The organism is Cellvibrio sp. PSBB006 (assembly GCF_002162135.1).
In the GTDB taxonomy this organism is placed as follows: Bacteria; Pseudomonadota; Gammaproteobacteria; order Pseudomonadales; family Cellvibrionaceae; genus Cellvibrio.
In genome coordinates this window covers 1,687,404-1,699,444 of record NZ_CP021382.1, presented here as the reverse complement: position 1 = coordinate 1,699,444, position 12,041 = coordinate 1,687,404, and the positions used below count along the sequence as shown (strand labels likewise).

Genomic DNA, 12,041 nt, shown 5'->3' with positions numbered 1-12,041 from the left:
TTCTGGTCTATGGATGAAGCTGTTGCTGCTAATGTGAAAAGGCTATTTCCGCAGTTGGGGAAAGCATTTCCTTATTGAGCTTCCGGATGTTTCGCTAAAGGTTCATTTTCTGATGTTTGGCAGCTACCGGATCAATGATCGAAAAGACACGGCACCAAGATTAAGTTTACGCTTCGCTGATGCAACGGAACTCAATTTTTACGCTTGCTCCGTCAAATATGTGGAAGACACATTAGACAGTCAATATGACTGGCAAACCGATGTTATGTCGGATCAATGGAATCCTGCTCTTGCGCAAAAAAAATTGCGTAACCTGCCGGACACATTTGTCTGCGATGCGCTGTTGAATCAGGATATCTTTGCCGGTGTTGGCAACATTATCAAGAACGAAGTGCTTTTTCGGATTCGAGTCCATCCGCTGTCATTGGTGGGCGGGTTGCCATCAAAAAAGTTAAAGACGCTGATTGAACAAGCGCGCATCTATAGCTTTGAATTTTTGGCATGGAAAAAAGCCTATGTGCTTCGCCAGCATTGGTTGGCCCACAATAAAAGTATATGTCCTCGTTGTGATATACCATTTATCCGGGCGCATGTGGGAAAGACGCCATCGGCGTAGTTTTTACTGTGAAAAATGTCAGAAAAAATACGATGCAATAAAGTGACTTTTATATTGCATGGATACCATTCTCGTCCCGGCACATCCTTTGCAATTAATTATCACCGCACCGGTTAGCCAACAGACCGAAGTGTAGCACCCGAAACGAAAGATGCCCGAGGTGAAAGATGAATAAATTGCTCACATGGTTATTGCTCGGCTGTACCTGCATTGCTTTTTCTGCCTCGGCTCAGGCGTTCAGACCGGTTTCCGAACAATTGAGAGATCCCGAAGCGGCCGATGTTACTATCATCGGTCATGTCCTTGAGCCGAAACAGGTGTCTGTCGACAACAAGCTGCACAAGATCGCCGTGCAGCGTGGTTTTGAAATCAATGTGTTTGCTAAAGACCTTGTCAATCCACGCATGATGGCGGTGGCGGACGATGGAACAATTTATATTACGCGTCGCTCCGTTGGCGATGTACTTTTGTTGCGCGATACGAATGGCGACGGAAAATCGGACGAGCAGCGCATTGTCGCCAATCGACCCGGTATGCATGGGATTGCCATCAGCGATAATACGATGTACCTCGCGACAGTAAATGATGTGTATCGCACCACCATTCAGCCGGATGGAAATCTCGCACCTCTGGAACATATCGTCGATGACTTGCCGGACGGAGGACAGCATCCCAATAGAACGCTGGTCGTCGGCCCGGACGGGAAAGTATACGTCTCGGTTGGTTCTACGTGTAATGCATGTGATGAAACAAATCCGGAAAGCGCAACGATATTGCAAATGGAGCCGGACGGTTCAAGCCGCCGTATTTTTGCATCGGGTTTGCGCAACACTATCGGATTTGGTTTTGAACCGCAGAGCGGCGAACTCTATGGTATGGATCATGGTATTGACTGGTTGGGTGACAACGAACAATACGAGGAGCTGAATCACCTTGTTCAAGGCAAACGTTATGGCTGGCCTTATATATATGGTGCAAGTAAATTCAATCCGCAGGACGAACCACCAGGTGACATCAGTCTTGCTGAGTGGGCTGCCAAAAGCGTCGAGCCAGTAGGTTTTTATACGCCTCACGCTGCGCCGATGCAGATGATTTTCTACACGGCGGAGCAATTTCCTGATGATTACCATGGTGATGTCTTTGTGGCTATGCGTGGTTCCTGGAACCGTAAACCTCCATCAGGTTACGAAGTGGCGCGCATAAAATTTGAAGGGGGAAAGCCGGTAGGCTTCGAGGCCTTCGCGCAAGGTTTTTTGTCTCGCCAAGGCAAGCATTGGGTGCATCGTGGACGGCTCGCGGGTATTGCCCAAGCGAAGGACGGCTCGCTGTTGGTGGCTGATGACACCAACGGTGTGATCTACCGTATTACCTACACCGGCAAAACCCGTGGGCGTCACCACGTCGGTCCACCTACCAACTCCTGGAATACTGACATTCGCGTCGTCGATGCAACTTCTCCTCCACCGGACGGCGATAATACGGCGGGTCTTGCAATTGAATTATTAGGCGATGCGCAACCCCTGGGTTTGGAGTCTCCGGCTTTTCCTGATGGCGACGCCATACCAGAAAAATTTTCGGCTGACGGTCAAAATATTTCACCGCCCTTGCAATGGACAGTCGGACCCGAAGGAACGAAAAGTTATGTGGTGATCATGGAAGATCCGGATGTTGATGAAAATCCGCCGTTCGTTCACTGGCTGCTCTATAACCTGCCGGCGGATGTAACACAGCTGGAAGAAGGTGTGCCCCCGCTGCCGGAGTTGGTAAAACCGAAAGGTGCCATGGAGGGAAAAAATGATCGAGGTGCGATAGGTTATTTTGGTCCCAAACCGCCGATTGGCGACCCGGCACACCGTTACCATTTTCAGGTTTTCGCGTTAGATACGCGCCTGGACGTTAGCTTCGGGCTGTCCCGCGATGAATTGCTTGCTGCGATGGAAGGGCACGTTGTGGCCAGTGAAAGAATAGTGGGTACATTTGCTCGCTAATGGCGAGTGTGTGAGCACTTCATAAACCGACCGGAAAATTCTATGCTCCTACAGATAATTGCAGTCCTCCTCGGCGTGGTGGTAATTTATTTTATTGCCATGGCTGTGACCGGTAATAAGCTTGGTTTTTTCTTCAGCGGCCAAATGGGCAAGGGAGGCACAAGCGACAATGGTTTTAATGGCAATGGTTTTAATGAAGTAGAGCAGATATTCTTTAAAACCGTATTCAGTTTACTGGGTTATGTTGCACGAAAAGATGGGCCAGTAAACGCCAAGGAGATCAAACGCACGGAAACGTTTATGGAAAAAATGCATTTGGCCGCACCGCAAAAGCGTCAAGCTATTCAGTACTTCAAGCGTGGTGCTGCACCGGACTTTCAGTTAAACAATGCACTTCAGGAATTTCAGGGGCTTGCACGCAAGAGCAGCAGTTTAACGCAAATTTTGTTGGTCTATCTGGTCAGCATCGCGCGTGTTGACGGGCTGTTGGTGAACAAAGAAGTGGGTGCTGTGCAGGAGATAGCCAGCGCCCTGGGCTATTCCAATATTACATTTGAGCAGTTATTGAAGATGTTGTCTTCGCAGGAACGATTCGGTGATGATCAGCTGGATGATTCTGCGCAGGCGGATACACAACGCGCTTATGACGAAACCGCTACACATAAACGTTCCTCGCAAGGCTCGCCAGAGCAACCTTTCAAGGAACAGAAAGTCAGCGGCGGATGGACTCAGGGAAAAAAACGCTACAAAGGATTTGCCACTGAAAAAGAGCAATCACACTGTGCCTACGATGCGCTGGGTTTAACCCCAAGCGCCAGTGATCTGGAGGTCAGAAAAGCCTATCAAAAACTGGCCAGTCAATTTCATCCGGACAAGCTCATTGGGCAGGGGCTGCCGCCTTTTATGATCAAAGCGCTTACGGAACGCTTCAAAACTATTCAATCAGCTTATGATTGTATAAAAAAAGAAAAGGCCGCTGCCTGATTTGCGTTTCGTTGATTTCTTATTGTCCTCAGCGATGTTGGTAACGTGACACGACTAACAAAAAATAGTCTCGCCGGCGCACGATAAGAAACCTCGTATAGTGCATCTGGTCAAGATAGTAATACTATCTTTATCGGAGTAAAGACAATGAAGATCGCAACCAGTATTTCCGGTGAGCATTTCGATCACAAAGTTGCCGCCATTTTTCAGGACGAGTTCAGTGCTAAACGAGCCGTCGACATTCTGCGCAAGACAACCAGTTTGCAGAATCAACAGATTTTTGTTGTCGGTCCCAATGATCGCCACCCCGGGTGGGAACTGGAGCCTGAGGATCGTGGTATCTGGCACACACTGTTGCGCGCACATGTTTGGCTTGGTTTAGCCGGAGCGGTAGCGGGTCTGTTATTGTTTTTAATATTGTTTGCGCTGGGCATAGCGTTTGTGGTGGTTAATGCGGTAACCGCAGCTGCTGTAGCCATCGCGTTTGGTGCGATATTTGGCATGATGTTCGGCGGTCTGATGACATTGCGTCCGGATCATATGCCCTATGTGAGCGTATCCCAGTCAGCTCTGCGAAAAGGTAAATTCATTGTCGCTGTTCACGCCAGCAGCACAGACCAGCTCAAAGAGGCGAGTGATGCATTTAGCACGCTACAGGTGAAAACGGTTAGCAGTTTATAGGTTTAACAATTCTTCTTGCACAAGGATATGCAGAAATAGTTTTCATCCTCGGTCAGCGACAGCTTTGTACTTGATTCATTAATTCGGTTTACCTTTTCAACGTTCAGCAATGAAAATGATCCTCTTAAGCATGTGTGAGTTCGCACAGACGTTCTGTGCAAAGTAAATTAGCGTATCGCTTAAATCGTTAGGCTTACTAGAGGATTCTCGAATGCCACTTACAGCGACAGATCCGATCAAAATTATCCTGGCCATTATTCTCCCTCCACTGGGTGTTTTTATGGAGGTAGGTTTTAAAGGACATTTTTGGCTGAATATACTGCTCACTCTGTTGGGTTTTATTCCAGGAATTATTCATGCGTTGTATGTCATCTTTAAGCATTGATGCAGCTGCGCCGGATTACTTGTGTTTCTCGATCTTCTGCTGGCGCTTGATAAACAAAATCGCGGCCGCTGGAATATGGATAACACCAAACGAGCTGAGAAATACCAGTAGTTCCCATAAGCCGTTCAATGGGTAGCGTTGGCTGTTAACCCAGCCAAAAGCGATGCCCACAATTATTAGCAGAAAGTGCACAAACCAACGATTCCTGGCGTTGCGGGTGTGATAGGGAACACGATAATGGGTGTAGGCTGCGGCGGCCAGGGTGGTAAAGGTCAGGATGAGTAATACAGCAGTTTGCATAAGAAGCGCCTCTGCATAGGATGCCTCTTATGTGGATGTCAGACAGGTCGAAATGTTCTATCTGACATCCCGCATTTGATCAATTAACGCCAAACATTTACCGGTTCGTTAATCACAAACGTCGTTCATATTCCGCTTCCAGATGCGTATGGTTGCGCCAGAAACCCGGCGGTACTTCCTCTTTCAGGTTTGCAATTAATATATCCAGGTGTGCATGCCAGCCTGCCGCTACACTCAGTGTTTCACCGCGTGAATTTAACCGGCGGTGTGTAACCGTCAGTGCAACCTCCGCGCCTTTGGGTGAAAGCTCAAAACACACTTCTGATTCTTCGCTTGAACCTTTATTCCAAATGTAACTTAACAGGTGCGGTGGTTTACAGGCGGTAATCTCCCCCAGCAGCAATTGTTCATTTTGGCAGTGCGAATATTTAGGTGGCGGTAAATCATCGTCTTCGGTTAAATCACTGTTATTAAAACGGTGCTCAACCCGGCCACCGGTTTTCAGGTCCATAGTGCCTGCGGCCAACCAGGTACTGCGTTTGTCTGAGTCAGTCAGGTATTCCCAAACCCGCTCGATAGGGCCGGGTAAAACACGTTCGATACGCAAGGTATCGGAAGCAATAAGAGCGCCGTAACTGTTCATGATGAACCTCCGTGGTAAGTTGGTTAAGGACTGTGAGTGGTGCGCTTCTTTTTGTTCACTTTGTCTTCGGCCTTTAACACCGCTTCCAAAGCGTCCAGTTGTTGATGCCAGAACATTTCGTAATGGCGAATCCATTCCATGCCGCCGTGCATAGGGCGTGCATCCAATTGGCAAATATGCGTGCGTCCTTCAATGCGCCGTTGTACGAGGCCGGCACGTTCCAGCACCTTGATATGCTTCGACGCAGCGGCGAGTGACATGGCGAAGGGCTCGGCCAGCTCGCTCACCGTACGCGGTTGCGCCGCCAGGTTTTGCAGCATGGCGCGCCGTGTTTGATCTGCGAGTGCGTGAAATACCGCATCCAGTTGTGCTTGAGTATTGTTAACCATATGGTTTAGTTTCCTCCCGTAAAGAATAATTGTCAACCTTTTGGTTTAATATTTATTTGTGGCTTTCTGCAATGGAGTAACAGGAAGAGCCGAAACGATTAACGTCCCTTGTCTGGCCAATTCCAGGCGGGTTCGTCGAGCATGCCTTGACCAACAACGCGAGTGCGTCCCAAATGTTTTTCCAGCGCAATGGAGTTACACGTCGGCGCGCTTTCCAATGCGGCAATCAAACGACTGGCGTGCGACACGACCCACACCTGGGTGTGTTCGGCGGCGCGGATAATCAGGCGGGCGAGGGCGGGTAATAGATCCGGATGCAGGCTGGTTTCCGGTTCGTTCAACACCATCAATGCAGGCGGGCGCGGCGTGAGCAATGCGGCAACCCATAATAAATAACGCAAGGTGCCGTCGGATAATTCAGCGGCGGACAAGGGGCGAAGTAAACCTTCCTGCTGCAACTCCACCGCAAAACGATTGCCGGCCTGCATCACAATTTGTAAGCGCGCGCCGGGAAAGGCGTCATCAATAGCCTCGTTAAGGGCTTTGCCATCGCCGATTTCCTTGATGGTTTGCAATGCAGCAGCCAAATCCTGGCCGTCGTGATGCAATACCGGGGTACGCGTACCGATTTGCGGTTGCCGCGCCGGTGCATCGGCATCGGTGCGAAAGTGGTCGTAAAAACGCCAGTTGCGAATGTCTTCGCGTAAGGCAATGACCTCGGGGGTTTTTACCGGATCAGCCACCTGGGTGAATAAACTGTCAAACGTATTGGTGTGTTGTGCGATAACATCCCAGCTGCGATTTTCACGAATCTTGATGACACCACCATCACGTTCCACCAATGAACTTGCCGGACGATATTGTTCACCGACCCAGATGCTCTCCCGTTTTATTTCCGGATCAAAAGCGAAAGCAGAGCTTGAGGGGATGGGTAAGCCTAACGCAATGGCGTAGCTGAAGTTATCGCTGGAAAATCCCAGACGCAGGCGTTGAACATCCTGTCTCGGTCCACCCTGGATAGGAACCTCACCCTGGCTCATCCGGCGGGTAATTTTTTCGGGGCCGGCCCAGAATGTTGAGTCCAGGCCGCCTTCTTTAGCCAGTGCGCGCACCACGCCACCTTGGGCCGTTTCTGCCAATAAACGCAGGGCGCGATACAGATTGGATTTGCCACTGGCGTTGGCACCGGTGACGACGTTGAGATTTCCGAGCGGAATAATTAATTCATTGAGCGAACGATAATTCGCAACAGCCAGTGTGGTTATCATAATCCGTGATCTGTTCAGCCATTCGTGAGCTGCTTACGATGCGTGAACGAAGCCTTTACTGTCAAGCCTGCTAGTTGGAGATCCACACAAACTGATAGGGCGCCAACGTGAGTTGCCCGCCGAGGTTGTCATAGCGTTCGCCGCTGATTAAATCAGCCCAGCGATCGGTGCCGATCAAATTAATATCGGCAAGGTTGATCACCTGTTGCTCGTCGGTAATGTTATACAAACAAAACACACTCTGCCGGCGATCAATACTTTGTCGCCAGAACGCAAACACCTTGGTGCCCAAATGCATGGTGAACTGTGTCGTGTTGGGATGAAACGCGGTTTGCTGGCGACGAATAGCCAATATCTTCAGTAACTCATCAAAGATGAAACGATGGTGTTGCTGATGATTGGTCAGCGCGTGCTCCAACTCTTCATATTGCCAGATGTGTCGATTAATAGAGCGTGCGCGACCGGTGTGCTCCAGGCGCTGGTAATCATTTTCGGTACCGAACAAGCTGTGAATATAAATCGCCGGAATACCTTCCAGGGCAAACATAATTGCGTGAGCACAAATAAAGCGCTGCTGCTGCCAACCATCGTCGGGATTGTGCATGGTGCCTTTCAGCGCGCTGTATAACGCAATATTTAATTCGTAAGGATTATCCTTGCCGTCCTGTGCGCGGCGGTAAGTGACTTTGCCCCCGAAAGCGTTCATGGTATCTACCATGCGTTGTCGCTCTTCATCACTGACCAGACCATCCAGTGGGCGCAAACCAATGCCATCGTGAGACGCGATAAAATTTAAATAAGTCGTCCCTGCTTGTGCCGGTGGCATACTCATCAGCCAGGTTTTTAAGTGTCGACAGTCACCACTCACCAACGTATACAACAACAAGGGCGGCAGTGAAAAGTTATAAATTAAGTGGGCCTCGTTAGCGTTGCCAAAATAGGTGAGATTTTCACGGTTAGGTACATTGGTTTCTGTGATGATCACGGCATCGGGACTGTGGTGTTCAACTAATGTGCGCAATAGTTTGATAATTTCATGGGTCTGTTGCAAATGAATGCAGGGCGTACCGATTTCTTTCCACAAAAACGCTACGGCATCAAGGCGAAAAAGTGTTACCCCCCATTGCAGATAATGGCGAATGATATTAATAAACTCCTTCAGAACCGCAGGATTTTTGAAATCCAGGTCCACCTGGTCAGCACTGAAGGTACACCAGACATGGCGTGGCCCGGCAAGGGTTTCGTATTCATATAACAGCGGCGTGTTGCGGGGCCGAACCACTGCTGACAAATCGAGGCGGGGATCAGCTTCAACAAAATAATCCTGGCCTGGATCAACCCGTTTCTTGAAATTTTCAAACCAGCGCCCGCGACTGGATACATGATTGATCACCAGATCCGCCATGAGTTTGTAATCCGTCGCAATGCTGCTGATATCATCCCATTCGCCCAGCGATGGGTTTACGGTGAGGTAATCAATCACCGAAAAACCGTCGTCAGAGCTGTAGGGAAAAAACGGCAATATATGCACACTGCTGATGGTGTGTTGTAAATGCTGATCAAGAAATTGTTTCAAGGTAATCAGTGGCCGCTCGCCGGGCTTGACGATGGAGTCGCCATAGGTAATCAACACCGTATCAGCTTCATCCCAATTGTTGCGGTGTGCCTGTGGGCTGCGACACTGCTCATCAATACCCATCAAAGCAATCAGTTCCCGCGCCAGGGATTCATGATCAAGATCAGGATAAATAAACGTCAGATGCTCTTTCACCCGGCGGATTAAATCGGTCATCGCAGTGGTCATAGTGGGTTCCTAGGCAGAAAATTCCCGGTGATCGTCTTCTACGGCTTGTTTGAGTTGAGTGAGAATATCCGGTATCGCGCTGATGACCCGATTCCAGCTGGGTATAAAGGGGCGATCCATAGGGTTCTCCAGAAAAAACTCTCCGGCGCGCATGACATTTTGTGCAAATAATTCTACGGTGGCCTCTTCAATATGGCGGTCATAACCCAGGCCATTGATCAGCGCATCGTTATGGTAGGTGTCCACAAAATCCAACGCGATCCGATAATAGGTTGCTTTGATGGTGCGAATTTTTTCAGTGGAAAACACTTCACCATTGGTCGCCAGTTTGCGAAACAATGCCTTGGCAATGTCGGTGCTCATCTTGGATAAACCTTTGTTTGCATCGTCGGCGGAAACCTCCTGGTGTTTGTGGTCATAGATATCGGCAATATCGACCTGACACAAACGATTGGTCGCATAGTTGCGATGCATCTCCGACAGCACGCCGATCTCCAGGCCCCAATCACTGGGGATGCGTAAATCGTTGATCACATCGGTGCGCAGGGAAAACTCCCCCGCGAGCGGATAACGAAAACTGTCGAGGTATTCCAGATACTCGCTGTAACCACAGAGTTTTTTCAAGGTGCGCAGCAAGGGTGTTACAAATAAACGACTGACACGACCGCCCATTTTGTTGGTCGCCACCCGTGCATAAAACCCTTTACAGAATTCGTAGTTAAACGCAGGGTTCGCCACGGGATAAATCAAGCGCGCCAACATTTCGCGGTTATAGGTCACTATGTCGCAATCATGCAGTGCAACGGACATGCCGCGTCCGGATGCCAACACATAGCCGAAGCAATACCACACATTGCGGCCCTTACCCATCTGATTGGGCGAGAGCCCCAGTGACTGTAATTGTTTATCAATGGCCATCAACCGTGGACCGTCATTCCACAAAACCCGATGATACTGCGGCAAGGTGCTGAAATATTTCAGTGCGTGTTGATACTCTTCACGGTCTGCACGATCCAGGCCAATAACGATTTCATTCAGATAAGGCACCTTGGTTAATTCATTGATGATATTGCCCAGCGCATCACCGGATAATTCCGAATAGAGTGAGGGTAAAACCAGGGACATGGGTCGTGCAGTTTTGAATTGATTTAATTCAGCTTCCATCGCATCCACCGGTCTTTTGGCGATGTTGTGAAGTGTAGTGATCATACCGGTTTGATGAAAATCGCCCATGTTGCGCCTCGTTGGTTATGAATTGTTATTGGAATAAAGTGCGTGTAAATCGGTGTGTAAGATACGTTCCATCGCTTCCTGCCAGCCAGCAGGACCGGGTTGTGAGGTGCGAATAACCCACCTGGGTTGATTGACCTCAAGCTGTGCCGATCGATCCGATTGAATCACGACCGCGATGTCAGCGGCTTGTAACATCGCCTCGTCATTCGGGCTGTCGCCAAGGGCAATGGTCATTGTCGGAGCCTGGGATTGGTAACGTTGCACCAGCCATGTCATTGCACTGGCTTTGCTGAATTTTCCCATGATGCTGAGAAAGCGACCACCCTGAACACCTTGTAAGCCATGCTCATCTAATTGCTGGAGAAAGCGGTGTAATCTTTCAGAAGAGTCCTGCCATAACAACGGTTCGGTGTATTCGCGGGCACCCGCCAGGCGGGCCTTTTCAAGGGGCAAATCGGTTAAGGTGGCAATTTGTTCAGCGGTGCAATCCATAAACGCGGTAAAGCGATAGTCACAGGTTCGACGCAGCTCCTGCAAAACCGCGTCGATAGATGCGCGCGGTGGAGAGAACGCCTGACACTGCCAACGGTTATTTTCTTGCCAATGTACAGCGGCGCCATTCTCGCAGATAAACGGAAATTCCAGTTGCAGCTCTTCGCGCAGGTTGAGTAACTCGGTGCGGGTTTTACTGGAGACGAGAATCAAAGGATAACCGCGTCGACGGATTTCGGTGAGAGCGGGCAGGGCCGGCGCAAAACTGTAACTGTGGTGATCCAGCAATGTGCCATCCAGATCGGTAAAAATCAGTAGTCTCATAAGCGCATTCCGGTTGTTAAGCTGCCTGTGGCTTTCTCAATATGGTGATTGTCATTGAGATGAAAGACCAGATCAGCGCGACCAGGCATTTCCTCCAGAATATAGCGGGTTAACCTTTCATAATGCTGAATAAACCGTTTGACCTGCGCTTGTGTCATCAGTCCCTGTCCTGTGCCATGGGATTTCGCTATCAGTTTTTGCTCCTGTAACCAGCGCCATTCTTCAACGGCTTCCATGGAGGGAGCTTTGAGCATAATTAAAAAATCAAACTGATCAAACAAAGGTTGGTAATGTTCAGCCAGCTGCAGATTCACGTAACGACGCCATTGGCCTTCACAATCTTCTGTGGCTTCCAGGTCATTGACGGGCGTTGCAAGTTGACTTGCGGGCTGCGCAACAGCGCCCACACACCAACCTTCAAGGATAATGATATCTACCGGCACAGCTTGTTGTGACCATTCTTCCACAGGCTTGCGATCATCCCGTGCTTTATCAAAGCGCGGTAGCGCAACCGCCCGCGAGGTTTGCGCATGCAATAAATCGTTGATGAGTGATACCCCGAGTTGAACGTCGTGAGTGCCGGGAACCCCGCGGGTTTTTAACAGGGGGTGAACGGATAAGCCGAGTTGGTTGCGTTGCGCGCGCGTGAGATAGAGATCGTCAATGGATAGGTTGGCACAGCGCCAGTGCGCACCGCGCTCCAGCATGCACTGCAAGAGTGCGGCAAGTGTGGATTTGCCCGTGCCTTGTGCACCATTAATGCCGATGATCAGCGGTCTTGCGAGCGCTTGCTTTTTTGTTAATAGATAGCGAGCGAGCGGAAAATAAGACGTCTTGCACACATTCAAAAAGTCCGCCGGTAATTGTTGCTCCACCATCAATTGCTGGACCGCCGGCACGACATCATCCCATCGCATAATCTGCCCTCATGATG

13 protein-coding genes are annotated in these 12,041 nt (G+C 49.6%); 5 read left to right on the top strand and 8 right to left on the bottom strand.

Features of this window, described 5'->3' with window-relative positions:
- The first annotated feature begins 112 nt into the window (after positions 1-112).
- From CBR65_RS07050 to CBR65_RS07030, 5 genes are all read left to right on the top strand, one after another.
- Positions 113-616: a hypothetical protein gene (locus tag CBR65_RS07050; RefSeq protein ID WP_198300896.1), complete on the top strand. Its 504-nt coding sequence runs from the start codon at positions 113-115 to the stop codon at positions 614-616.
- Positions 617-783: 167 nt separating this feature from the next.
- Positions 784-2,604 carry a YbhB/YbcL family Raf kinase inhibitor-like protein gene (locus CBR65_RS07045; protein ID WP_087466202.1) on the top strand — a complete coding sequence of 607 codons (1,821 nt, stop codon included), beginning with the start codon at positions 784-786 and terminating at the stop codon, positions 2,602-2,604.
- A gap of 42 nt (positions 2,605-2,646) precedes the next feature.
- On the top strand, positions 2,647-3,588 hold the full coding sequence (gene djlA, locus CBR65_RS07040) for a co-chaperone DjlA (RefSeq protein WP_087466201.1): 942 nt from the start codon (positions 2,647-2,649) through the stop codon (positions 3,586-3,588).
- A 147-nt stretch (positions 3,589-3,735) separates the two neighbouring features.
- A complete protein-coding gene (locus tag CBR65_RS07035; RefSeq protein ID WP_087466200.1) occupies positions 3,736-4,269 on the top strand; it encodes a hypothetical protein in 534 nt (177 codons plus the stop codon).
- A 211-nt stretch (positions 4,270-4,480) separates the two neighbouring features.
- On the top strand, positions 4,481-4,654 hold the full coding sequence (locus CBR65_RS07030) for a YqaE/Pmp3 family membrane protein (protein WP_087466199.1): 174 nt from the start codon (positions 4,481-4,483) through the stop codon (positions 4,652-4,654).
- 15 nt (positions 4,655-4,669) lie between these two features.
- Here CBR65_RS07030 and CBR65_RS07025 read toward each other — a convergent pair whose 3' ends face one another.
- The 8 genes from CBR65_RS07025 to CBR65_RS06990 all read right to left on the bottom strand — a co-directional run bounded on the left by CBR65_RS07025 (position 4,670) and on the right by CBR65_RS06990 (position 12,024).
- Positions 4,670-4,954 carry a hypothetical protein gene (locus tag CBR65_RS07025; protein ID WP_087466198.1) on the bottom strand — a complete coding sequence of 95 codons (285 nt, stop codon included), beginning with the start codon at positions 4,952-4,954 and terminating at the stop codon, positions 4,670-4,672.
- Positions 4,955-5,066: 112 nt separating this feature from the next.
- The gene (locus CBR65_RS07020; RefSeq protein ID WP_087466197.1) at positions 5,067-5,597 is read right to left on the bottom strand and encodes an SRPBCC family protein; all 531 of its coding nucleotides are present in this window, start codon (positions 5,595-5,597) and stop codon (positions 5,067-5,069) included.
- 23 nt (positions 5,598-5,620) lie between these two features.
- Complete coding sequence (locus CBR65_RS07015; RefSeq protein ID WP_087466196.1) at positions 5,621-5,986, bottom strand: helix-turn-helix transcriptional regulator; 366 nt, start codon at positions 5,984-5,986, stop codon at positions 5,621-5,623.
- 98 nt (positions 5,987-6,084) lie between these two features.
- Entirely contained in the window at positions 6,085-7,254 is a 1,170-nt protein-coding gene (locus CBR65_RS07010; protein ID WP_087466195.1) for an AAA family ATPase, read from the bottom strand.
- 70 nt (positions 7,255-7,324) lie between these two features.
- Positions 7,325-9,058 (bottom strand): alpha-amylase family glycosyl hydrolase, encoded by a 1,734-nt coding sequence (locus CBR65_RS07005; protein ID WP_232461375.1) that lies wholly within the window; start codon positions 9,056-9,058, stop codon positions 7,325-7,327.
- Positions 9,059-9,067: 9 nt separating this feature from the next.
- The gene (locus CBR65_RS07000; RefSeq protein WP_087466194.1) at positions 9,068-10,291 is read right to left on the bottom strand and encodes a glycosyl transferase; all 1,224 of its coding nucleotides are present in this window, start codon (positions 10,289-10,291) and stop codon (positions 9,068-9,070) included.
- 15 nt (positions 10,292-10,306) lie between these two features.
- A complete protein-coding gene (locus CBR65_RS06995; protein ID WP_087466193.1) occupies positions 10,307-11,107 on the bottom strand; it encodes a mannosyl-3-phosphoglycerate phosphatase in 801 nt (266 codons plus the stop codon).
- Entirely contained in the window at positions 11,104-12,024 is a 921-nt protein-coding gene (locus CBR65_RS06990) for a phosphoribulokinase (protein ID WP_198300895.1), read from the bottom strand. The genes CBR65_RS06995 and CBR65_RS06990 overlap by 4 nt, the downstream gene beginning before the upstream one ends.
- Between the last annotated feature and the right edge of the window lie 17 nt (positions 12,025-12,041).

Coding starts and splice junctions, on each gene's coding strand:
- CBR65_RS07050 (WP_198300896.1), top strand. CDS start 113: ATGTTTGGCAGCTACCGGATCAATGATCGAAAAGACACGGCACCAAGA.
- CBR65_RS07045 (WP_087466202.1), top strand. CDS start 784: ATGAATAAATTGCTCACATGGTTATTGCTCGGCTGTACCTGCATTGCT.
- djlA (WP_087466201.1), top strand. CDS start 2,647: ATGCTCCTACAGATAATTGCAGTCCTCCTCGGCGTGGTGGTAATTTAT.
- CBR65_RS07035 (WP_087466200.1), top strand. CDS start 3,736: ATGAAGATCGCAACCAGTATTTCCGGTGAGCATTTCGATCACAAAGTT.
- CBR65_RS07030 (WP_087466199.1), top strand. CDS start 4,481: ATGCCACTTACAGCGACAGATCCGATCAAAATTATCCTGGCCATTATT.
- CBR65_RS07025 (WP_087466198.1), bottom strand. CDS start 4,954: ATGCAAACTGCTGTATTACTCATCCTGACCTTTACCACCCTGGCCGCC.
- CBR65_RS07020 (WP_087466197.1), bottom strand. CDS start 5,597: ATGAACAGTTACGGCGCTCTTATTGCTTCCGATACCTTGCGTATCGAA.
- CBR65_RS07015 (WP_087466196.1), bottom strand. CDS start 5,986: ATGGTTAACAATACTCAAGCACAACTGGATGCGGTATTTCACGCACTC.
- CBR65_RS07010 (WP_087466195.1), bottom strand. CDS start 7,254: ATGATAACCACACTGGCTGTTGCGAATTATCGTTCGCTCAATGAATTA.
- CBR65_RS07005 (WP_232461375.1), bottom strand. CDS start 9,058: ATGACCACTGCGATGACCGATTTAATCCGCCGGGTGAAAGAGCATCTG.
- CBR65_RS07000 (WP_087466194.1), bottom strand. CDS start 10,291: ATGGGCGATTTTCATCAAACCGGTATGATCACTACACTTCACAACATC.
- CBR65_RS06995 (WP_087466193.1), bottom strand. CDS start 11,107: ATGAGACTACTGATTTTTACCGATCTGGATGGCACATTGCTGGATCAC.
- CBR65_RS06990 (WP_198300895.1), bottom strand. CDS start 12,024: ATGCGATGGGATGATGTCGTGCCGGCGGTCCAGCAATTGATGGTGGAG.